The 19,754-nt window shown below is 46.4% G+C and carries 21 protein-coding genes and 1 tRNA gene; 9 read left to right on the top strand and 13 right to left on the bottom strand.

All coding sequences use genetic code 11. From position 1 onward, the window contains the following. Positions 1-9: 9 nt before the first annotated feature. The 5 genes from B0182_RS08175 to B0182_RS08200 all read right to left on the bottom strand — a co-directional run bounded on the left by B0182_RS08175 (position 10) and on the right by B0182_RS08200 (position 3,918). Positions 10-480 carry a F0F1 ATP synthase subunit B gene (locus B0182_RS08175; RefSeq protein WP_029102940.1) on the bottom strand — a complete coding sequence of 157 codons (471 nt, stop codon included), beginning with the start codon at positions 478-480 and terminating at the stop codon, positions 10-12. Between the two features lie 96 nt (positions 481-576). Beyond that, complete coding sequence (gene atpE, locus B0182_RS08180) at positions 577-822, bottom strand: F0F1 ATP synthase subunit C (protein WP_003658962.1); 246 nt, start codon at positions 820-822, stop codon at positions 577-579. Between the two features lie 48 nt (positions 823-870). Then, positions 871-1,755, bottom strand: coding sequence for a F0F1 ATP synthase subunit A (atpB, locus tag B0182_RS08185; protein WP_078274461.1), 885 nt, complete (start codon positions 1,753-1,755; stop codon positions 871-873). Between the two features lie 660 nt (positions 1,756-2,415). Then, positions 2,416-2,802, bottom strand: coding sequence for an ATP synthase subunit I (locus B0182_RS08190; protein WP_078274462.1), 387 nt, complete (start codon positions 2,800-2,802; stop codon positions 2,416-2,418). A 261-nt stretch (positions 2,803-3,063) separates the two neighbouring features. After that, positions 3,064-3,918, bottom strand: a complete 855-nt coding sequence (locus tag B0182_RS08200) for a metal ABC transporter substrate-binding protein (RefSeq protein WP_078274478.1) — start codon at positions 3,916-3,918, stop codon at positions 3,064-3,066. A 290-nt stretch (positions 3,919-4,208) separates the two neighbouring features. Here B0182_RS08200 and B0182_RS08205 point away from each other — a divergent pair, with 290 nt between their 5' ends. From B0182_RS08205 to gluQRS, 6 genes are all read left to right on the top strand, one after another. Next, positions 4,209-4,712: a Fur family transcriptional regulator gene (locus tag B0182_RS08205; RefSeq protein ID WP_078274464.1), complete on the top strand. Its 504-nt coding sequence runs from the start codon at positions 4,209-4,211 to the stop codon at positions 4,710-4,712. Beyond that, a complete protein-coding gene (locus B0182_RS08210; RefSeq protein WP_078274465.1) occupies positions 4,699-5,448 on the top strand; it encodes a metal ABC transporter ATP-binding protein in 750 nt (249 codons plus the stop codon). The genes B0182_RS08205 and B0182_RS08210 overlap by 14 nt, the downstream gene beginning before the upstream one ends. Positions 5,449-5,450: 2 nt before the next feature. Further along, positions 5,451-6,251 (top strand): metal ABC transporter permease, encoded by an 801-nt coding sequence (locus B0182_RS08215; RefSeq protein ID WP_078274466.1) that lies wholly within the window; start codon positions 5,451-5,453, stop codon positions 6,249-6,251. A gap of 354 nt (positions 6,252-6,605) precedes the next feature. Continuing rightward, a complete protein-coding gene (locus B0182_RS08220; RefSeq protein WP_158079663.1) occupies positions 6,606-7,424 on the top strand; it encodes a metallophosphoesterase in 819 nt (272 codons plus the stop codon). Positions 7,425-7,656: 232 nt separating this feature from the next. After that, positions 7,657-8,073, top strand: a complete 417-nt coding sequence (gene dksA / locus B0182_RS08225; RefSeq protein ID WP_078274468.1) for an RNA polymerase-binding protein DksA — start codon at positions 7,657-7,659, stop codon at positions 8,071-8,073. A 7-nt stretch (positions 8,074-8,080) separates the two neighbouring features. Then, positions 8,081-9,007, top strand: a complete 927-nt coding sequence (gluQRS, locus tag B0182_RS08230; protein WP_078274469.1) for a tRNA glutamyl-Q(34) synthetase GluQRS — start codon at positions 8,081-8,083, stop codon at positions 9,005-9,007. Between the two features lie 14 nt (positions 9,008-9,021). On the opposite strand, the gene B0182_RS08235 is transcribed toward gluQRS, so the two are convergent. After that, on the bottom strand, positions 9,022-10,197 hold the full coding sequence (locus B0182_RS08235) for an FtsW/RodA/SpoVE family cell cycle protein (RefSeq protein WP_051225921.1): 1,176 nt from the start codon (positions 10,195-10,197) through the stop codon (positions 9,022-9,024). 275 nt (positions 10,198-10,472) lie between these two features. Further along, complete coding sequence (gene murD, locus B0182_RS08240; RefSeq protein WP_078274470.1) at positions 10,473-11,858, bottom strand: UDP-N-acetylmuramoyl-L-alanine--D-glutamate ligase; 1,386 nt, start codon at positions 11,856-11,858, stop codon at positions 10,473-10,475. Between the two features lie 283 nt (positions 11,859-12,141). Between murD and glnK the strand changes: the two genes are divergently transcribed. Next, a complete protein-coding gene (gene glnK / locus B0182_RS08245) occupies positions 12,142-12,480 on the top strand; it encodes a P-II family nitrogen regulator (RefSeq protein ID WP_078274471.1) in 339 nt (112 codons plus the stop codon). A gap of 55 nt (positions 12,481-12,535) precedes the next feature. Here the strand turns inward: glnK and B0182_RS08250 are convergent, their stop codons facing one another. The 3 genes from B0182_RS08250 to B0182_RS08260 all read right to left on the bottom strand — a co-directional run bounded on the left by B0182_RS08250 (position 12,536) and on the right by B0182_RS08260 (position 14,448). Beyond that, on the bottom strand, positions 12,536-12,901 hold the full coding sequence (locus B0182_RS08250) for a DUF2147 domain-containing protein (RefSeq protein ID WP_078274472.1): 366 nt from the start codon (positions 12,899-12,901) through the stop codon (positions 12,536-12,538). 167 nt (positions 12,902-13,068) lie between these two features. Next, entirely contained in the window at positions 13,069-13,323 is a 255-nt protein-coding gene (locus B0182_RS08255) for a hypothetical protein (protein WP_078274473.1), read from the bottom strand. A gap of 9 nt (positions 13,324-13,332) precedes the next feature. Beyond that, complete coding sequence (locus B0182_RS08260; protein ID WP_078274474.1) at positions 13,333-14,448, bottom strand: DNA/RNA non-specific endonuclease; 1,116 nt, start codon at positions 14,446-14,448, stop codon at positions 13,333-13,335. A gap of 207 nt (positions 14,449-14,655) precedes the next feature. Between B0182_RS08260 and mutY the strand changes: the two genes are divergently transcribed. Continuing rightward, positions 14,656-15,819, top strand: coding sequence for an A/G-specific adenine glycosylase (mutY, locus tag B0182_RS08265; RefSeq protein ID WP_228157754.1), 1,164 nt, complete (start codon positions 14,656-14,658; stop codon positions 15,817-15,819). A gap of 66 nt (positions 15,820-15,885) precedes the next feature. Here mutY and B0182_RS08270 read toward each other — a convergent pair whose 3' ends face one another. Then, positions 15,886-16,824: a polyprenyl synthetase family protein gene (locus B0182_RS08270; protein WP_078274476.1), complete on the bottom strand. Its 939-nt coding sequence runs from the start codon at positions 16,822-16,824 to the stop codon at positions 15,886-15,888. A gap of 137 nt (positions 16,825-16,961) precedes the next feature. Between B0182_RS08270 and B0182_RS08275 the strand changes: the two genes are divergently transcribed. Then, positions 16,962-17,037, top strand: a tRNA-Phe gene (locus B0182_RS08275). Between the two features lie 178 nt (positions 17,038-17,215). On the opposite strand, the gene rplS is transcribed toward B0182_RS08275, so the two are convergent. Then, positions 17,216-17,584: a 50S ribosomal protein L19 gene (gene rplS, locus B0182_RS08280; protein ID WP_062501004.1), complete on the bottom strand. Its 369-nt coding sequence runs from the start codon at positions 17,582-17,584 to the stop codon at positions 17,216-17,218. Between the two features lie 156 nt (positions 17,585-17,740). Further along, positions 17,741-19,585, bottom strand: a complete 1,845-nt coding sequence (gene glmS / locus B0182_RS08285) for a glutamine--fructose-6-phosphate transaminase (isomerizing) (protein WP_078274477.1) — start codon at positions 19,583-19,585, stop codon at positions 17,741-17,743. Between the last annotated feature and the right edge of the window lie 169 nt (positions 19,586-19,754).

Raw genomic sequence — 19,754 nt, forward strand, 5'->3', positions numbered from 1 at the left:
TTCCTCTAATTACAGCTTGGTTGCCAGTTGTGCTAGCATGCTGGCATGTTTTTGTTCATCAACTTTTTCTTCTAGAATCTTTTCAGCACCAAGTACTGCAAGAGTCGCAACTTGTGAACGTAGCTGTTCACGAGTTTGGGCAATTTGTTGGTCAACCGTTTGTTGGGCCGCACCAATAATACGCTCGCTTTCAAGACGGGCTGTGACTTTGGCGTCTTCAATCATTTGATTGGCAGTTTTGTTAGCACGTTCAATGATAGAAGCAGCCTCAGCTTTGGCACTTGCAAACTCTGCTTGGACTTGTGACTCAGCAGATGCAAGGTCAGCTTTTGCTTTTTCGGCGGCGTTTAAGCCTTCTTCGATTTTACGTTGACGCTCGTTAATCGCTCCGATGAGTGGCGGCCATACGAATTTCATGCAGAACCACACGAAAAACGCAAACGCAATCATCTGACCGATAATGGTGGAATTAATATTCATCCAATCACCTCATTTGTTAGTGAAAGTCAGGTGATAGCCAATTGCTGTCGGCAAGTAAACTGCCGACAAGAATGGACCTAGACTGACCGCTTCAACTTATGCGAATGGGTTGGCGAATAGTAGAAGCATGGCAATACCAACACCAATCATCGGTACGGCGTCAAGAAGACCTGCCACGATGAACATTTTGGTTTGAAGTTGCGAGCCAAGCTCAGGCTGGCGAGCAGTACTTTCTAGGAACTTACCGCCTAGGATAGCAAAACCAATACCAGTTGCCAAAGCACCTGCACCGATTAGAAGAGCCACAGCAAGAAGCGTGTATTGAGCGATTACTGGATCCATGATGTCTCCTTAATGACCTGTTTGAAGGGTTAAAATAAAAAGTGTCAATTAATGTTCTGATGTCTGTGAGATGAGCGACAGATAAACAATCGTCAACATCATAAACACGAACGCCTGTAAAGTGATAACTAAAATATGGAAGATTGCCCAAGCCAAATGTAGCGGTACACCCAAGCCTTTAACAAACAAGCTCTCAGACATGTACATAAGTGCAATTAGAATAAAGATAAGCTCACCAGCATACATGTTACCAAACAGTCGCAGACCTAGCGAAATGGGTTTGGCAAGCAGAGTTACTGTCTCTAAAACTAGGTTGATGGGGATTAAAATCGCTTGCAAGATTGGGTTTTTGGCACTAAATGGGTGTAAGGTAAACTCGCCAATAAATCCGCCCACGCCTTTGTATTTAAGACCAAAACCAATGATGAGCAGTAGCACACAAAATGCCATACCGAGCGTGATATTCGGGTCAGTACTTGGTACAATCTTAAAGTAAACATGGTGCGGGTCGTGACCCATCAGACTACCAATCCACTGTGCGGTACCAGGGATGAAATCAACAGGAATCAAATCCATCAAGTTCATCAAGAAAATCCACACAAAAATCGTCAATGATAAAGGTGCAATCAGCTTTGATGGACCTTTATAAGATTCACGGACACTGTTGTCCACAAAATCAACAACCATCTCAATGAAGGCTTGTAGCTTGGTAGGTACGCCTGATGTCGCCTTACGCCCAACCATCCAAAATAGCCAGCAAAAGAAAGCACCCAAACCAACCGACCACAGCATGGAGTCCAAATGAATGGCTTTAAAGCCCATCTCTGCGGCTTCTTGGGCGGTGTGTGCCACTTTCCAACCATGTTCTGGATGATAACCATACGTCCAGTTGGTTAAATGGTGAGCAATATATTCTGAAGAATCCGCTGCCATAATAAGCTCTTATTTTTAACTTGGTTAATCAGAACGTGTGAAAAATTCATCACGCAATCCATCAATTTGCAAGGTGTTGAGTTCTCAACACGCTCTAAAATGACACAATAAAAAATTGCTGGTTCAACTTATCCCATAAATATCAATCAGCAATTTTAAATCATTCATTTAAAGTACATTATTTTCAATCATTTCATACAAATCATTGAAAATAATGTACTTGTAAATTTATGAAATTTTTATCGAAATGTTTGTAGGGTGTATTGAACGTTGGTATTTGCTATGAAAAATGAGAAAAATCGTACGTTTTTCAAGGAAAAAGTGAAGTTTAATAGTCGTTCTATCAAACGAGCTTTTGACAATGAAAAACAATCCGACCACTTAATTGTGTAAATTTTAAGATTTTAACTTAATTTTTTTAAATTAAGTGGTCGGATAGCCATTTTTCATACAAAAATTAGTTGAAATCATTAAATTTTATCACATTGTATAAAATGTTATCAATGTTCAATACGCCCTAAGCAATCCGAAGTATAATAACCTACTTTGGTGGTTCTTGTAAAGGGTAAATATGAGTTTTCTTACAGAATTTTTTCAATTTTTGGCAAAAAATGGGCATTAAATTTAAAAATCTAATTATTTTTAAATTTAATTGATAATCTAAATACGCCACATCACCATAACGTGCACAACTTGTAGGGCAAAACAAGCCAAAATCACCAAAAACGCCCCAATCGGCTTAGCTAACATAAAAATCAGGGCAAACCCTATCAGCGTGATAAACCATTTTATCATCTGCCCTAGATACATGTTGAGCATGATAACACGCCCCGCTCTCGCCCCTGTCGTGCGGTAGGCAATGAGTGTAAACGCACACTGGGCGATGTAACCAAGCAGTCCGCCCGATGCCATGCTTTTGGTGGCGTGAGCAACCCCCAACGTTTCAAGGATAAACCCTATGCCAATGAGTATCAATACCGCCCACGCTTGGCGAAATTGCAAGCGATACACACGGGCTTGCTGATGACGCTGGGCAGGCTTGCTCATGATGCTCTCAAAAACACAGTGAAAAATCGTAAGGTCCTGTATTATAGAAAGTTTTTAAAAAACTTACAAGATTTTATCAGCATTTTTTCATCAGTAAAAAGTGATAATATCATTTATTTTTATGATAAATATAGAATGAAGCTTTTGCCGGTTTTAGGAAAATAAAACACGCCTTTGGTTGTAGCAAGTTTGATAGATGTCATTTATAGACAAAAAGGCAATGCTTACCACATCGCCTTTATATACGCCCTATCCGCCAATTTATTTTTGGTCGATACACGCGTAAATCTCATTGACGGTCGCCTGCCACACGTCCACAAAATCGGTGCCGTCTGACATGTCTTCTTGCTTGATAAGCGTGCCGACATTGCCGAGCTTGTTTTTAATGCCGTCCGAAATCGCCCCTTGCGACAGTAAGCACATATAAGGCGATGGGCGGTCGTTATTTAAAATACGAAATTGGCTGGCTTTGGGCGACAAATGATGGTCGGGGGTCAATGCCCCTGCAAAACGTAGATTTGCCGAGCGTTCAAGGTAGGCGAACGAATCATGATACGCCCAATACGCCCGCTTATGCTCTTTTGGCACCTGTGCCACCGCCTTATCCATGGCTTGATGAAACGCCTTGACGTTATCGGCATACAACCCCTTATGCTCAGGGTTGGCGTGTGAATGCACCACCGCCAATGCTCGCACAATGGCTTTGGCATTCTCTGGGTCTAGCCAAATGTGTGGGTCAAAGGTGTCAGCTCGGGGCGTGCCATCAAGCTGCCTCATAGGCAGACGATAAAACGCCTTCATCTTAAATAGCGAAATGGCATTGGGGGCGTTCTCTAAGGTCTTAACGAGATTTTGTTCAAGCTCATGCCCGAACCACACCACATAATCACTGTCGCCCACGAGCTTGACTTTGCTTGGCGAGAGACTACCATGATGACCAACATCGCCTGTAGATAGTAGCATTTGGGCAGGTTCTGCTCCCTGTGTTACTGCATTGGACAAAAGTAACAATGGATAATTACTCACCGTTACCGTGCCTGCATGGACGGTCGCAGACAGCAGGGTAGGCAAGGCAAATAGGCTTAGTTTAGCAAAGGGGAATTTAGAAAATAACATGGCAACCTTTTTAATAAATTTATTTAAAAAATGGCACAAAACTTGCATAAATTTGCGGTAATGTCTTGTAAGATTATATCATACATCATGGGCTTTTGTTATAATGTATCTAAATTAAGATGAAACAAGCATTTTTCTTAAAAATTACCAACACAAACACCGCCCATTTGATGATATGTTATATCAATGGCATTCATCAGTCATTTTAAAATTGTCCAACTATTTTTATGGTAAAATAACGTATATTTTAAATGTAATTTTATAATTTTGAACAACCAAAAGAGCCTATCATGACCGACCACGCCTGCCAATGCGACCACCACCACAACGTCCACGAACATCAAGACCCCAAACAACGTATGCTTGATGCCAAAGCCCACTGTGAAGCTCGGGGCGTGCGTTTTACGCCCTTGCGTGAGGAAGTGTACGGGCTGATTTTGGAAGCGGATAAGCCACTTGGGGCGTATGACCTTATCAGTGCCTTGCAGTCTGCTCGCCACTCATCAGGGGCAAAAAACAAGAACATCGCCCCACCGACCATTTATCGTTCGTTAGAATTTTTGCTTGCCGAAGGATTGATTCATCAGTTAAGCTCCATGAACGCCTATGTGCCATGTTGCCACCCACGCTCCAAGCACGCCGCCGCCTTTTTGATTTGTCAAAAATGCCAAAGCGTTGAAGAGTGCTCCAACGTACCTGTGGACGCCATTGTCAATTTTGCCAAAGATGACGCAGGATTTGACATAGAACGCACGGTCATTGAACTAAAAGGCGTGTGTCGTGCCTGTCGCTAACACAGTCGCTAATACAGACGAGCTGTTTTGCTTAGACAAAGTCAGCTTTCATGCTGGTCAAAACAAGATTTTAACCGACATATCGCTTAGCTTATCCAAGGGTGAAATGGTCAGTCTTATCGGCCCAAACGGGGCGGGCAAGTCCACGCTGGTCAAGCTCATTTTAGGCTTAAACAAACCCACGTCAGGCGACATCATCAAGCACAACAGCGTGATAAGCTACGTCCCCCAAAAGTTTAGCGTGCCAAGCATTTTGCCCTTACGTGTCAAAGATTTGCTCGCCCAAGCAAACACCAAACGCCTAACGCCTGATGAGCGTGATTTTGTCCTACAAAAACTATCGCTTGCCCCCTTGCTTGACCGCCAAATACACCACCTATCAGGGGGCGAGACTCAGCGTGTCCTTATGGCAAGAGCGTTGCTTGACAAACCCGACCTACTCATCTTAGACGAACCCATGCAAGGGCTAGACCCTGATAGTGAAGAGTTACTTTATGACTTTATAGACAGTATGCCCCCATTTTTGGCGTGTGCCATGCTCGTTGTGTCGCACGATTTGCACTGGGTCATGAAAGGCACTCGGCGTGTCGTCTGCCTAAACAAACACATCTGCTGTCAAGGCGTGCCGTCCGACATCGCTCATCTGCCTGAGTTTGTTGCGTTATTTGGGCAATATCACAGCACCCACCAAACCCCCTACATTCATCATCACGACCACTGTCAGCATACCCACTAATTATGAACGATTGGCTACCGATTATCGCCCCTGCTTGGATAGCAGGTTCACTGCTTGCCCTACTCTCTGCACCGCTTGGCTGTTTGGTACTGTGGCGACGCATGGCGTTTTTTGCCGATACGCTCGCTCATGGGGCTCTGCTTGGCGTGGCGATTGGGGCGTGGCTGTCTATCCCTGCCGACATGGGTGTGGGCGTGGTGAGCATAGGCGTGGTCATCACGCTTATGTTTTTGCAAGACAAGCGACTGCCAAGCGATGCCACGCTGTCGGTGCTTGCCGTGTCCCTGTTGTGTCTGGGGCTTTTAACGCTCACCCAGCTTACCCAGCAACAAGCCAACGTGCTAGGCTTTTTGTTTGGTAGCTTACTTGACATGGATTGGGGCGATTTGCCCCGTTTGGCGGTCATGGTTGGGGCAGGGGTTATCTTTTTGGCGTGGATTTGGCAAAAACAGGTCAAACTTGCCACATCAGAAGCTCTAGCGTCTATCGCAGGTATCAATCCTAAGACCGAACAGTTCTTTTTTATGGGGCTTCTGGCGGGGTTTTGTGCGGTTGCTATTCAAGCGGTTGGCAGTTTGCTCATCACAGGGCTACTTATCCTACCTGCTCTTATCGCTCGCCTGCTTGCTCACTCGCCCACACAAATGGTCATCTTTGCCATGATAATCGCCCAAATCGCCGTAACCACAGGCGTATGGGGAAGCGTGTGGCTTGACGTACAAACAGGACTTGCGATTGTCATGACGTTGGCGATTGGGTTTTTTGCGGTGTTTGGGGTGGGAAAGGTGCTGGGTAAGTCGTAAATTGGTAAATTGATGAATTGGTGAATTGTAATTTTTAATAACAAAAAAACAAACGTTTAGGCGGTGTATTTACCCTTATAATGTATGAATTTTGGGCAAATTGCAATTCGTCCCTGCCCAAAAAATCAATAAATTGCCATTTTAAATTATAGTCATTTAATTTCAAAATACATCAACGGGCGTGTTCAACACATCCCTACGAAGATATTTTGACATTTTTTATTCATCATATTTTTAAAAGGCATTTTAGGGACAACTCACATTTGCCCTATGGTGCTTAAACAAATAATATTTGCACAAATGGCAATCTGCCCCACCCATTTACATTTAACCATATTTTTAAGCCACCGCCCCATGACCTACCCCACCCACCTATCCACTCCGTCCGATTTTATCATCGCTCAAATCAGCGATTTGCATTTATCCACGCACGTCCCTACCAATACCGATAAATTTTTAAAAGTGCTGGATTTTGCCTTAACCTTTAAGCCAAACTTACTGTTACTCACAGGCGATTTGGTCAATGAAGGTCATTTACCCCTTTATGATTGGCTGTTTGCTGCATTGGATAAAACAAATACCCCCTATCTGTGCTTGGCGGGCAATCATGACGTAACACATGAGATAGGGCATGATTTGCCTTTTGACAAACGCACATTTCTCCCCATTGCCGAAGATGATAGGCTCATTGACACCCACCGCCTTATCATCGAGCTACCCCACGCCACTTGGCAACTTTTGGTGGTCAATTCTGCTGTAGGCGGTCATGTCTATGGGCGACTTGATGATGGCCAGCTTGCCTTTTTAAAGACTCATCTAAATCACGCCATGCCCACCCTTATCGCCCTGCACCACCACCCCACCCCTGTCGGCTCGGCATGGATAGATGAGCATATGTTGCAAAATGGCAATGAATTTTGGGCGATACTAAACGCTCACACCACCAATACCACCAATCGCCCCCATGTTCTCTGTGGACACGTTCATCAGGCACATATCTTGCAGGAAAATGGTGGAACGCTCTATACCTGCCCTGCCACGTTTCGTCAATTTGCCCCTCACCGAGATGAGTTTGGTATTGATGATGTAGCAAGCGGTTTTCGTTTGCTACAATTATATAACAATCGTACGCTAGACACATGGGTCAAAAGGCTGGATAATAGCGGGTTTTAAAAAAGCATTGTTAATTGACCATACTTTTAGATGGACTTGTAAGGGCAAATCACATTTGCCCTATGATAACGTGTTGATTTTTGGGCGAATATAATTCACCCCTATGCCCTAATACTTAAATTTTTTATGGAATTACTTGAAAAATCCAAACATATCCCCATTTAGGACGCAATTTTTTGAGTGTTAATTTTTTCATGCTTGGTCAAATTGACGATTTTTAAAGGATAAACGCATGGCAAACGCCACTTTCACTCCCTACAGCCCTGCCAAAGACGAAGAGTATATGTCGAACGCTCAGTTGGAGCATTTTCGTGCGATTTTGGTAAATTGGAAAACCGAACTGTTAGCCGAAGCCGAACGCACCAAAGACTACATCAACGAAGAAACAGGGGCAATGGCAGACATCAACGACCGTGCCACCCAAGAAGAAGAGTTCGCTTTGGCTCTACGCACCAGAGACCGTGAGCGTAAACTGGTGCGTAAGATTGAAAAATCACTGGCGGAGATTGAGACAGGCGATTATGGGTTTTGTGAGGCGTGTGGCACGGAGATTGGGCTAAAACGCCTAGAAGCTCGCCCCACCGCCACGCAGTGCATTGACTGCAAAACCATGTCCGAGATGAAAGAAAAGCAAAATCACGGACACTAAGTCTGCCATGAACCCACGCCCCATTATCGGTCGCTTTGCCCCGTCCCCGACTGGGGCGTTGCATTTGGGGTCGCTGTGTACCGCTTTGGCAAGTTATTGCCATATCAAGTCATTGGGCGGACAGTGGCTTGTGCGGATTGAAGACGTGGACTTTGAGCGGTGTAAGCCTGATTATGCCGTCTCTATCTTGACCGATTTGGAAAATTTAGGACTATACTCGGACGGCGAAATCCTATTTCAATCCAAACGCACAGATATTTATGATGAGTATCTTGCTCATTTGTCAAACATCACCTATCACTGCACCTGCTCTCGCAAGGAGCTATCCGCCCTATCCATACCTGCGGTGAGCTTTTATGACGTTAATATCAAGGATTTACACCTTGCTCCGATTTACCCCCGATTATGCCTGCACAAAAACCTAAGCGACAACAAAATCCGTCTGTGCCTGCCTGACATGCTGACCGCCTTTTTTGACGGCATACAAGGTGTGATATGGGACAACCCTGCCAAAAGTCTTGGCGATGTGGTCGTCAAACGCCAAAACGGCATGATAAACTACATACTCGCCTGCACCATTGATGACGGCTTGCAAGGAATAACGCACGTCATGCGGGGGCTTGACATCATGCCGATGACGGTCGCCCAGCTCTGTATCGCCAAAGCATGTCTCCTTCCCACGCCTCACTATTTTTATCATTTGCCCCTACTTGTCAATCATGACGGACAAAAACTCTCCAAACAAAACCTTGCCACACCGATAGACACCACCACGCCTGATAAAGTGAGCGATTTACTCTTTACCGCTTTAACCTTGCTCGGGCAAAATCCGCCAGCAGAGTTACAAAAAGAGACGTCCGACACGATACTCATGTGGGCGACTCGTCATTGGGATAATCGCGTGTTAGAAGGAGCAACATTGGGGATGGTTTAAACACCCCAACTCTTTTAATACTCTCTGTTTTTATTTTCCAGATAAATTCGCTCGCTTTCTTTGTCCGCCTTTAAAATCATGGCAATCATGATAAGTGCCATCAGCATGGACGAACCGCCAAAGCTATAAAATGGCAAGGTCAAGCCCTTGGTTGGCATAAGCCCCATGTTCATGCCTGCATTAATCAGCACTTGCCCAAAAATCACCACGCCAAAGCCAAATACCATGTAGCTAAGACGCAGTTGGCGACGTTTTAGGGCGGTATGGCTGATTCTCATAATCGTCGCCACAATCAGCACTTCAAGCAGTAACACAAACGCCACCCCCAAAAAGCCCAACTCTTCGCCTGTGATGGCTAGAATAAAGTCGGTATGAGCTTCGGGCAGGTGCGATAATTTTTGCACGCTGTTGCCATAGCCCACCCCGTCAAACTCCCCCCGCCCAAAGGCTATCAGACTGCGAGACAGCTGATAATCGGTGTCCTGCACGTCATCAAACGGCTCCCAAAACGACATGAGTCGCTCTTTACGATAATCCGACGACAGTAGTCCATAAACCAGTGCAGGCACGAACACCGCCGACACCAACGCCACATAATGCGGTAATGGCACCCCACTGACAAACAAAATAATGCTCGCTGTGGCGATAATCACCGCCACCGAACCGTAGTCAGGTTGCCACAAAATCAGGGCAATCATCGGCAAATACCACACCGTCAGTCGCCACCCTGCAATCAGACTGCCCCGCACTTCTGCCGACCGTCTGACCACATAGTCAGCAATGACCAACACCATCAGCAGTTTAACAAATTCGGACGTCTGGAAATTAAACACCCCAAAGTCAAGCCATCGCTGTGAGCCATTAATGACCGTCCCTGTTATTAGCGTCACTATCAACAGTAACAGTGCCACGAGCCATGCCAACACCAGCAGCCCAATTTCAAAATACCACTTCAAAGGAAAGCGATACACCACCATGCCCGCCAACAAACCGATAACAATATAAGTCGCTTGTGAATAAAAGAAGGTCATGGGCGACAAGCCTTTGGTCATCGCAAACGGCACTGACGCTGACGCCATCATCAAAAGACTCATGGACAGCAACAAAAACAGGCTCGTCATCAACACCGTCCGAGCAGACGGTACATAGGGCGATGTGGCTATCGTCGTGGGGATGTTAAAAAAACTCATGACAGGGCAATGCTTGGGAAAATTTGGGGGCTATATTATAAACCAAATCTCTGCTAAATGCTTGATTATTTGGTAAAAATTTGGGGAAATTAGAAAGGCTTGGGCAAAAATTGCGTAGAGTTCGGGTAGGGTTGCGGACAAAGTTTGGTATTGCGAAAAATTAAAAGGGCAAAACCATCTTGGCAAAGTCAATGTGCCATCATAGGGCAAATTGCAATTTGCCCCCACAACCCACCCAAAACATGTGCTTGACCATACCAACAAGCACCGCCCAATCACGCCAACGCTTTGACGTATCCCACAAACCACTCGCCACGCTCATTATAACTCTTAAATTGGTCAAGGCTTGCACACGCAGGCGACAGTAGTACGACTTTGGCAGAGCTTTGACTGGCAAGCTTTACCGCCTTTTCAAGTTTGCCTGCTTGTGTCATTTTGCTTGCCAAAATAGGACTGTTTGCCAACGTTTTTTGTATCAAATCGGCGTCTTGTCCGATAAGATAAATACTGTCGGCAAACTGTTCGGCAAAAGGGATAAGCTCAGCAAAATCCTGCCCCTTGCCTTGACCGCCCAAAATCAAGGCAAGCGACTGCTCCCCATACACCGCCCCAAGCCCATCAATGGCGGAGAGTGTCGCTCCGATGTTCGTGCCTTTTGAGTCGTTAAAATACACCTTGCCACCCACGTCCGCCACATATTCACAGCGGTGTGGCAAGCCCATAAACGTCCGTAGCACATCAAGCATGGCATTCATGTCAAGCCCCACGGCACTGCCCAAGGCTAAGGCGGATAAGGCGTTAAGCAAATTATGTTTGCCCTTAATCAAGATTTCATCAGATGAGATGAGTTTTTCGCCATTATAACACAGCCAAATGGTTTCGCCATGCTCGTCCGTTTCGCCTTTTAAACAAAAATCTGCCGAAAAGCCCTCGCCAATCTCCCCTGACGTGCTTATCATTTGGGCGTGTTTGGGCAAATGAGCGATACAGGCACGGGCAAGTTCTTTGTCGTCCAGCCACACCACGGCATTTTTGGCATTATCAAAAATGCGTAATTTTTGGGCAAAATACCCTGCCATGTCGCCATGTCTGTCCAAATGGTCGGCAGATAAATTCAAAATGGTCGCCACGTCCGCCCCAAACTCACTCATCATTTCAAGCTGAAAACTCGACAATTCAAGCACCGCCATGTCCATGCCGTCAATCTTTAATAAATCAAGAGCAGGTGTGCCAATATTACCACCCACGCCCACGGTTTTGCCTGACTTTTCTGCCATGAGTCCGACCAGCGTGGTTACGGTGGATTTGGCGTTGGAGCCTGTAATGGCGACAATGGGCGTGTGCGTGCCGTTTTGGGTATCTCGCTTTTTTAGGTTTTCAATAAACACTTGTACATCGCTGACCACACTTACGCCCTGCTCGATGGCTTGGAATATGGCAGGCGTGGTAGGGTCGATGCCAGGACTGATGACGACTTTGTCCGAAGCAAGTAAAATATCAGCATTGATACCGCCAAAATAAGTCGCCACACCGCTTGGCAATTTGTCCGCCAATGGAGGAAAATTACCGTCCGTAACGGCAACCGTATGTCCTTGATTTACCAAAAAATTGACCGCAGACAGCCCAGAACCGCCCAAGCCGATGACTGTATAATTTGCCATGATATTATCCTTTAAAAACACGGTTCTAGTTCAAAAAGTATATTAGACTTCTTGCGAAATCCCAAATTAAAGAAAACCGTTCGTGGTGAGCTTGTCGAGCCATAACGGTTTTCCTACCCACAGGCAGGCTCAGGGCGAACGGAAAACCTAGTTTGGCATACTTTTTGGACTATCGCCAAAAATATGAATGGATGATTATTCTATCAGAATTGGCGTGGGTGTTGTTGGATTTTTGCCAAAATTGTCATATAATGGCAAAAGCTACTTGCCAATAAGGATTTTTATGAAACTTGTTACCGCGATTATCAAACCCTTTAAACTGGACGATGTCCGTGAAGCCTTGTCGGACATTGGCGTAAACGGCATTACCATCACCGAAGTCAAGGGCTTTGGTCGCCAAAAAGGACATACCGAGATGTATCGTGGGGCGGAATATGTGGTGGATTTTTTACCAAAAGTCAAACTAGAAATCGCCTGTGCTGATGACATGGTTGATGGCGTCATTAGTGCCATTATTGATACCGCCAACACAGGTAAGATTGGCGATGGCAAGATTTTTGTTACGCCATTAGAGCAAGTCATTCGCATTCGCACGGGCGAGACGGACGAGAATGCCCTATAAGAAAACCCCACCGAAGTGAGGTTTTGTGTGTTTAACTGTTTAAATCAGCCTTTGGTTACTGTCTGACGCCCATTTGCGTACCTGCTTTACTTTTGATGGTGATGTTATTGCCATTTAGCGTGATGTTGGCAGTGCCTGAGATGGGCAGGGTTGGGTGTTTGCCTTTACCTGCGTATTTGCCACCGCCTTGGGCTTTGATGTCTCTGATGACGGTCGTGCCTTCACGCTTTTTGGCTTTTTCGGTCAAGCCTTTGGTCATCACAGCTTGATAGCCACTGCCTGACTTGCTGATGTTGATGATGGCTTTGGCTTCGCCCTTCTCACTCATTTTCCAGTTGCCCACGATGGCATCATCATTGGCAAATCCGCTGGCAGATACTGCAACACCCAGACCGATGGCAAGTAGTTTGTTTAATTTCATGGCTTACTCCTGTGTACAAAAATCTAATTAATCCAAGCCAGTCAGTACTCGTACTGACAACTGTTTACCCATTATAAACAAGGATTTTTTAAATTGCAAACATTAACTTTGTAAGCCATTTACCTTTTTGTAATCGCTTGGTAAAAATGTTTCTGCCTAGGGCATGTCTACTCAAAAGGGTTGTTTACCATGACTACTTTGGATGGGTCTTTGTCAGCAGTAGCAGGCAAACCTTGGCTGTCTAAGTCATCAAACACCGCACAAAGTGCCTGTGCAAAGTCAAACAATGCCTGCGCCTGCGCCTTGCCCGCCTGCGTTTTGGTAATTTCTACATCGCCACTGATGATGACACTGTCCGTGCCATTTTCTATGGTCAAAGCCCCGATTTGTAGGACTTCGCTGTCATTGTCAAAGACATTCATCGCTCCACCTTATTTTAATAAACTCATCACAAATTCCACCAACAGCACCAAAATCGCAAGCCAACCTTCTGTATCATCCCCTTTATCCACGCTGTCCACATGCTCAGACAAAGGGGGTAAATTAACAGCCGATGACTGCACCTGTGGCGACAGCGACGGCATGGCGTTGATGCCCGTGCGTTCAGACAGCTCGGCAAGGCTGATATGCTCGACCACGCCTGCTTCGTCATTGGGCGTATAGTACACGCCTGCACGGTTGATGCTAGGGACATAAACCGCCTTGAAAAAGTGGCTCGGCACCAGTACGCCATCGCCGATTTGGGCGATTTGACGACCTTGGAACACCACGCCTGTCACGACATACAGCTCGCCATATTGTAGAGTCAAATTACGTGTGTCTTGCTCTATCTCCTGCCACAGTCCACGGTTGTGCGTGCCGTTTTGGGGGGCGATGTTGGCTAGGCTAAAACTATCAAACTGCTGTGAGAGATTCGCCATGTCGCCATTGGGCGATAAATGCCCCCTGTCATAGCCCGAACGGCGATAGTCATTGAGCGTTGCTCGCACGTTTGCAGGCAGGCGGCTCTCTTCGTGAAAGCTGTCTTTGCGAGCCAGTGAACGTGCCTGATGAATGCGTTCACGGGTCAGATACTCGGCAGAATAGATGGGCGTGCGTGAGATGCCTGAATACAGCACGGCAAAGCCATCAAAGCACAGCTCATAATTTTTGCGAGCCAATTTTTGTCCTTTGGTGCCAACCAACTGCGGGGCGGTATTGGCATAAAAATGCTCAGGACAACTGGCAAGACTCTGGGCGGTGTTCGCTGTCGTCTGCTGTCCCACAAAAACCCTAACAGACTCATCTGATGTCGCCAAACCCGTGGACTGCCCCACCACATAACCCCCGTCATAAGCCGTAGCATAAGCGGTGGCGGTGTTTGAACTATTGGTATTATGAGCGTTGTGGTTATGGGCGTGATTGTGGTCGTCAGCATAAGCCGTCGCCACGTTATCGCCATAGGCAACGGCGGTGTTATTGGCATAAGCACTGTGGCAGGACAACAGTACCAAAGTAAGTCCCCACAGATGGGATGGGCGAGTACCTAATGAGTAGAGATAGGACATGGTGTTGGCTACTTAAAATGCGTGCCATTATACCCGATTTTTGGTGTGAGCGGTAGGATTATCAGGATTTCTGAGCTTTCAATCTCTGACACTATGGCAAAGACTGGGTTTATCATATTTATCCCAAGCACATCTTTGCCCATGGAAAATTGGCAAATCATCCCCATAATCACGTTTCCTGTTATCTTAAACCTTTTATCCCCACCCATGAATCACGCCACTTTCGCCCCACGCCTGCTTACTTGGTTTGCCACGCACGGTCGCCATGACTTGCCTTGGCAATATCATCATGCCGACACGTCTGACATTTATGCCGTTTGGCTGTCTGAAATCATGCTTCAACAAACCCAAGTCGCCACTGTTTTGGGTTATTTTGGGCGGTTTATGAATACATTTCCCACCGTACAAGATTTGGCAGCTGCCGACTGGGACGATGTGGCAAACCTATGGGCAGGGCTTGGCTACTATGCTCGGGCAAGAAATCTACACGCAGGGGCAAAGCAAGTGGCGGATTATATCGCCACACATGGGTATTTTCCAAAGACGGTGGACGAATGGCAAAACGTGCGTGGCGTGGGACGCTCCACCGCAGGGGCGATAGTGGCGATGGGCGTGCGTGGGCGTGGCGTGATATGCGACGGCAACGTCAAACGGGTGCTGACACGCTGGGCAGGCATAGACGGCGACATCACCAAATCCGCCACTGACAAGGTGCTGTGGGAGCTTGCCGACACGCTCACGCCCACAGATGATAGCGGTAAGTTCGCCCAAGCAATGATGGATTTGGGGGCGACCGTCTGCACTCGCACTCGCCCTGCTTGCGTCTCTTGCCCGCTATCGGACGACTGCACCGCCCATAAGGACGGCAATCCCACCGCCTATCCTGTCAAAGCCAAAAAGGCGGACAAACCCCACCGCCATTCGCTCGTGTTTGCTCTGATATATGATGATAAACTGTTATGGATAAAACGCCAAAGCGACACAGGGACAGGCATTTGGGACGGACTGTATGCCCTGCCCATGCTGATGATAAATGACAAACAAGGCGATGCACTCCATGATTTACATCACGCCAAAACCATGCACGATAAATACACCCACGCCCAACGCCTAAGCCTTGCTGAGCGTCAAATTTTGGATAATTTGCCAAACATTGCCATCAATCATCTCAAAACCATCAAACACACACTTACGCATTTTCATTGGCATTTGTCATTGGTTTATATAAATATTGATAAAACACTTTATAACAACATCAACCACGCCCTAACCGCCATTCATGCCGATTTTGTTTGGCAAAAAGGGTGTGATGGGCTGGGCGTACCAAAGGCGATGGGGAAATTGGTGGGGGTAAATTCTAATCAGTTATAATCAGTTATCAATTTTTAAATCACAAAACTGACGATTTTATATTTTCCAAACATCAAAATCCTGTTTTTAATGATCTCTTTTTTGTAGCCAATCCACCATTTGCAAAAGTAGATTGTCATCGCCCAAATCTGCCACTTGCTCTCTTGCCTTATCAAAGAGCTCGTCGGCATAGGCACGAGCATTGTCCACGCCAAGCAGTTTGACGTAGGTGGATTTGTCCAGTTTTTCATCACTGCCTGCCATTTTGCCCAGCGTTTGGGTATCTGCCACCACATCCAGCACATCGTCCTGCACTTGATAGGCAAGCCCGATAAGCCGTGCATACTCGCCAAGACTTGCCATGCGTTCATCAGACGTACCGCCACACACCGCCCCCATAAGAACACTCGCCACGATTAACGCCCCTGTTTTGTCCTTGTGAATGGCTTCTAGCTCGTTTTGGTTAAGCTGTTTTTGTTCACCATTTAAATCCGCCTGCTGCCCTGCCACCATTCGTCTGGCATTGGATGCTAGAATTTTGGTGAGTTTGGCGAATTTAACATCATCCGTATCACCCCAATAATCGCCGCCCAGCACATCAAAGGCAAGCGACTGTAGCACATCCCCTACCAGCATCGCGGTAGCCTCACCATAGACCACATGGCAGGTCGGTTTGCCACGGCGCAGGTCATCATCATCCATGCACGGCAGGTCATCATGAACCAAAGAATAGCTGTGAATCATCTCAATGGCAAGCATGGCACGGCGTACCGCCCCAAAGACAGGCGTATCCACACACCCCCCAGCTGCCAAAAAAGTCGCCAGTACAAGCAAAGGACGCACCCGTTTACCCCCGTTGGAAATGGCATAACGAGACGCTTCATTTAGTGGGTTTGGTAGATTAGCGGTGTCAAATAACACATCAAAATCCGCCATTAGCTGATTTTTTGTAAACTCTTGTATGCTGTTTAAATCATTGGTTTGCAATTTACTCATGTCCGCCCCCACGTCAAAAAACGCTATCATACCCCAAAACGCAAGGATTTTGGGTAAAAATCATGGGTTTTTAAAAATTTTTCAAAAAATATGCAAAAAGTGCTTGCAAAGTTTTTAAAATCATATATAATACGCACCACTTAGCCAATAAAGCTAATCAAAATTTTGGCGCGGTAGCTCAGTCGGTAGAGCAACGGATTGAAAATCCGTGTGTCGGCAGTTCGATCCTGCCCCACGCCACCATATTTAGAAACACTCAATTTCGGTTGAGTGTTTTTTGTTGTGCGTGATAAAAATAACGCCATCAAAGGACGTGCTTTCCGTGCTTATTGGCACGTTTTGGAATTAACTGAGCACAAAGCCAAACCACAAAAACCCTACCATGTCGGCAGGGTTTTGATTGGATAAATCAGATAAGACATTAAGCGTCTTTTTTGGCACCCAATTTTTCTTTTATACGGGCAGACTTACCAGAACGCTCACGTAGGTAGTAAAGTTTGGCACGGCGAACATCACCACGACGCTTAACTTCGATACCACCGATGATTGGTGAGTGTAGTTGGAATGCACGCTCAACACCCACACCGCTTGAAATCTTACGTACGGTGAAAGATGAGTTTAGACCACGGTTACGCTTAGCGATAACCACGCCTTCAAAGGCTTGCAGACGCTCTTTGTCGCCTTCTTGGACACGAACTTTAACCACAACAGTATCGCCAGGGGCGAATGAAGGGTGGTCTTTTAGCTGTGATTGTTCAATTTGTTGAACTAGGGGATGTTTGTTACTCATGGAATACTCCAATAAATGACATAGGCTCATACCTTTCTACATGGCTCAAAGGTCGCATATCATATCATCATCAGATTGAAAAGCTCAATCCACGTCCGAGCCACACGGACACATAAAACGGCTCATTATAATAAAAAGCCAAACAAAAATCAAGGGTTATTCCACCGTAACTGATTTGGCAAGGTTACGGGGTTTATCCACGTCCGTACCACGCACCAAAGCAACATGGTAGGAGAGCAGTTGCACGGCAATGGTATGAACAATGGGCGATAACACCCCGATATGACGTGGTGTGAGAATGATATGCACGCCGTCCGTTTCGGCAAAGTCGCTGTCAAGGTCAGATAAGACAAACAATTCTCCGCCCCTAGCCCCGACTTCTTGCATATTGGCTTTGACCTTATCAAGCAGTTTATCGTTCGGAGCGATGACCACCACGGGCATGTTCTCATCAACGAGTGCCAAAGGACCATGTTTGAGTTCGCCCGCAGGATAAGCCTCGGCATGGATATAGGTCAGCTCTTTTAGTTTTAACGCCCCTTCTAAGGCAATCGGATAATGAATGCCACGACCCAAATATAACGCAGACGGCTTGGTGGCGAACTCTTTTGCCCATACCGCAAGCTGTGGCTCTAAGTTTAGGGCGCGCTGTATGCTTCCCGGTAGCTGACGTAAATCATCAGCATAGCCAGTCAGTTCATCATCAGACACATGTCTACGAAGTTTGCCCAGTGTCACTGCCAGTCCAAATAAAATCACAAGCTGAGTAGTAAAGGCTTTGGTGCTTGCCACACCAATCTCTGCCCCTGCTCGGGTATAGATGGCGAGCGTACTGGCTCGGGGCAGGGCAGATTCTAATACGTTACAAATAGACAGGCTACACTCATGCCCTTGGGCTTGGGCATATTTTAACGCCTCCATTGTGTCTAGTGTCTCTCCCGACTGACTAATCGTGATGATGAGCTCATCAGGGTCAGCGATGACATCACGGTAACGGTATTCACTGGCGATCTCTACATCCGTACGAATACGAGCGATGGATTCTAGCCAATATCTACCCGTAAGTGCCGAATAATAAGACGTACCACACGCTAGGATTTTAATGCTTTTAATTTTTGAGAAAATCTCTGGGGCACGCTCGCCAAAATTCTCTGGCACAAAACCGCCATCTAGGAAAATCTCTGCTGTATCCGCCACCGCTTTTGGCTGTTCATAAATCTCTTTTTGCATAAAGTGGCTATACCCACCAAGCTCTAAACTTGCCAATGATAGCTCGGAAGTTTTTACCGCACGCTCGGTTTTGTCGCCATTTTTGTCAAGGAGCATGTCAATGCCGTTAGCGGACAACAAAGCAATGTCGCCATCTTCTAAATAAGTGACTTTACGAGTAAAAGCAATGACTGCCGACACATCAGATGCGATAAATACTTCTTCATCACCAAATGCCACGAGGAGTGGACAGCCCATGCGAGCCACCACCATATGAGCAGGGTTATCATGGCATATCACGGCAATCGCAAACGCCCCATGAAAACGACTGCATGCCGTTTGTACTGCACGGTACAAATCCTTGCCGTTATTTTCGTATTCATGGTGGACGCTGTGAGCAATGACTTCCGTGTCCGTTTGCGATTCAAATTCATAACCCAACGCTTCTAAGCGGGTACGTTCGGCTTCAAAGTTCTCAATAATGCCGTTATGCACCACCGAGATGAGTCCACCTGAGATATGCGGATGAGCATTTGGCTCGGTCACACCGCCATGCGTTGCCCAGCGGGTATGTCCGATGCCAATATGACCCGTCAGTCCTTTTTGTTTAACCGCTTCTTCCATCAGAGCGACACGCCCCACACGACGAACTCGCTTAATCTTTTGTTCGCTCTCACTGTATACCGCAATGCCTGACGAATCATAGCCACGATATTCTAGGCGTTTTAGCCCGTCTGTTAAAAAATCCACCACATTGGCATGGGCACGAATTGCCCCAACGATACCGCACATATTAGTTCCTTAGTATCTGGTTAATATTACAATGGCAAGGATTGCCACAAAAAAGTCCTACCCCAAATCGTTAGGTAAGGCGTGTATTATAGCAAATTTGGCAGTCGCTTTGATATCTGCTTTGGTGGTAGTTTTGCAAACACCCCCTTTTTTTCCAAACCCAACTCCC

Origin of the sequence: Moraxella bovis, from assembly GCF_002014975.1 — a bacterium.
GTDB classification, from domain to species: domain Bacteria; phylum Pseudomonadota; class Gammaproteobacteria; order Pseudomonadales; family Moraxellaceae; genus Moraxella; species Moraxella bovis.

Bases quoted from the DNA above. Each gene is read 5' to 3' on its own strand.
- gluQRS (WP_078274469.1), top strand. From the start codon at position 8,081: ATGAACCCACGCCCCATTATCGGTCGCTTTGCCCCGTCCCCGACTGGG.
- glmS (WP_078274477.1), bottom strand. From the start codon at position 19,585: ATGTGCGGTATCGTTGGGGCAATTCGTGCCCATGCCAATGTGGTGGAT.
- atpE (WP_003658962.1), bottom strand. From the start codon at position 822: ATGGATCCAGTAATCGCTCAATACACGCTTCTTGCTGTGGCTCTTCTA.
- B0182_RS08215 (WP_078274466.1), top strand. From the start codon at position 5,451: ATGAACGATTGGCTACCGATTATCGCCCCTGCTTGGATAGCAGGTTCA.
- B0182_RS08205 (WP_078274464.1), top strand. From the start codon at position 4,209: ATGACCGACCACGCCTGCCAATGCGACCACCACCACAACGTCCACGAA.
- glnK (WP_078274471.1), top strand. From the start codon at position 12,142: ATGAAACTTGTTACCGCGATTATCAAACCCTTTAAACTGGACGATGTC.
- rplS (WP_062501004.1), bottom strand. From the start codon at position 17,584: ATGAGTAACAAACATCCCCTAGTTCAACAAATTGAACAATCACAGCTA.
- B0182_RS08235 (WP_051225921.1), bottom strand. From the start codon at position 10,197: ATGAGTTTTTTTAACATCCCCACGACGATAGCCACATCGCCCTATGTA.
- atpB (WP_078274461.1), bottom strand. From the start codon at position 1,755: ATGGCAGCGGATTCTTCAGAATATATTGCTCACCATTTAACCAACTGG.
- B0182_RS08255 (WP_078274473.1), bottom strand. From the start codon at position 13,323: ATGAATGTCTTTGACAATGACAGCGAAGTCCTACAAATCGGGGCTTTG.
- B0182_RS08270 (WP_078274476.1), bottom strand. From the start codon at position 16,824: ATGATAGCGTTTTTTGACGTGGGGGCGGACATGAGTAAATTGCAAACC.
- B0182_RS08175 (WP_029102940.1), bottom strand. From the start codon at position 480: ATGAATATTAATTCCACCATTATCGGTCAGATGATTGCGTTTGCGTTT.
- murD (WP_078274470.1), bottom strand. From the start codon at position 11,858: ATGGCAAATTATACAGTCATCGGCTTGGGCGGTTCTGGGCTGTCTGCG.
- B0182_RS08220 (WP_158079663.1), top strand. From the start codon at position 6,606: ATGACCTACCCCACCCACCTATCCACTCCGTCCGATTTTATCATCGCT.
- B0182_RS08200 (WP_078274478.1), bottom strand. From the start codon at position 3,918: ATGTTATTTTCTAAATTCCCCTTTGCTAAACTAAGCCTATTTGCCTTG.
- B0182_RS08190 (WP_078274462.1), bottom strand. From the start codon at position 2,802: ATGAGCAAGCCTGCCCAGCGTCATCAGCAAGCCCGTGTGTATCGCTTG.
- B0182_RS08260 (WP_078274474.1), bottom strand. From the start codon at position 14,448: ATGTCCTATCTCTACTCATTAGGTACTCGCCCATCCCATCTGTGGGGA.
- mutY (WP_228157754.1), top strand. From the start codon at position 14,656: ATGAATCACGCCACTTTCGCCCCACGCCTGCTTACTTGGTTTGCCACG.
- B0182_RS08250 (WP_078274472.1), bottom strand. From the start codon at position 12,901: ATGAAATTAAACAAACTACTTGCCATCGGTCTGGGTGTTGCAGTATCT.
- dksA (WP_078274468.1), top strand. From the start codon at position 7,657: ATGGCAAACGCCACTTTCACTCCCTACAGCCCTGCCAAAGACGAAGAG.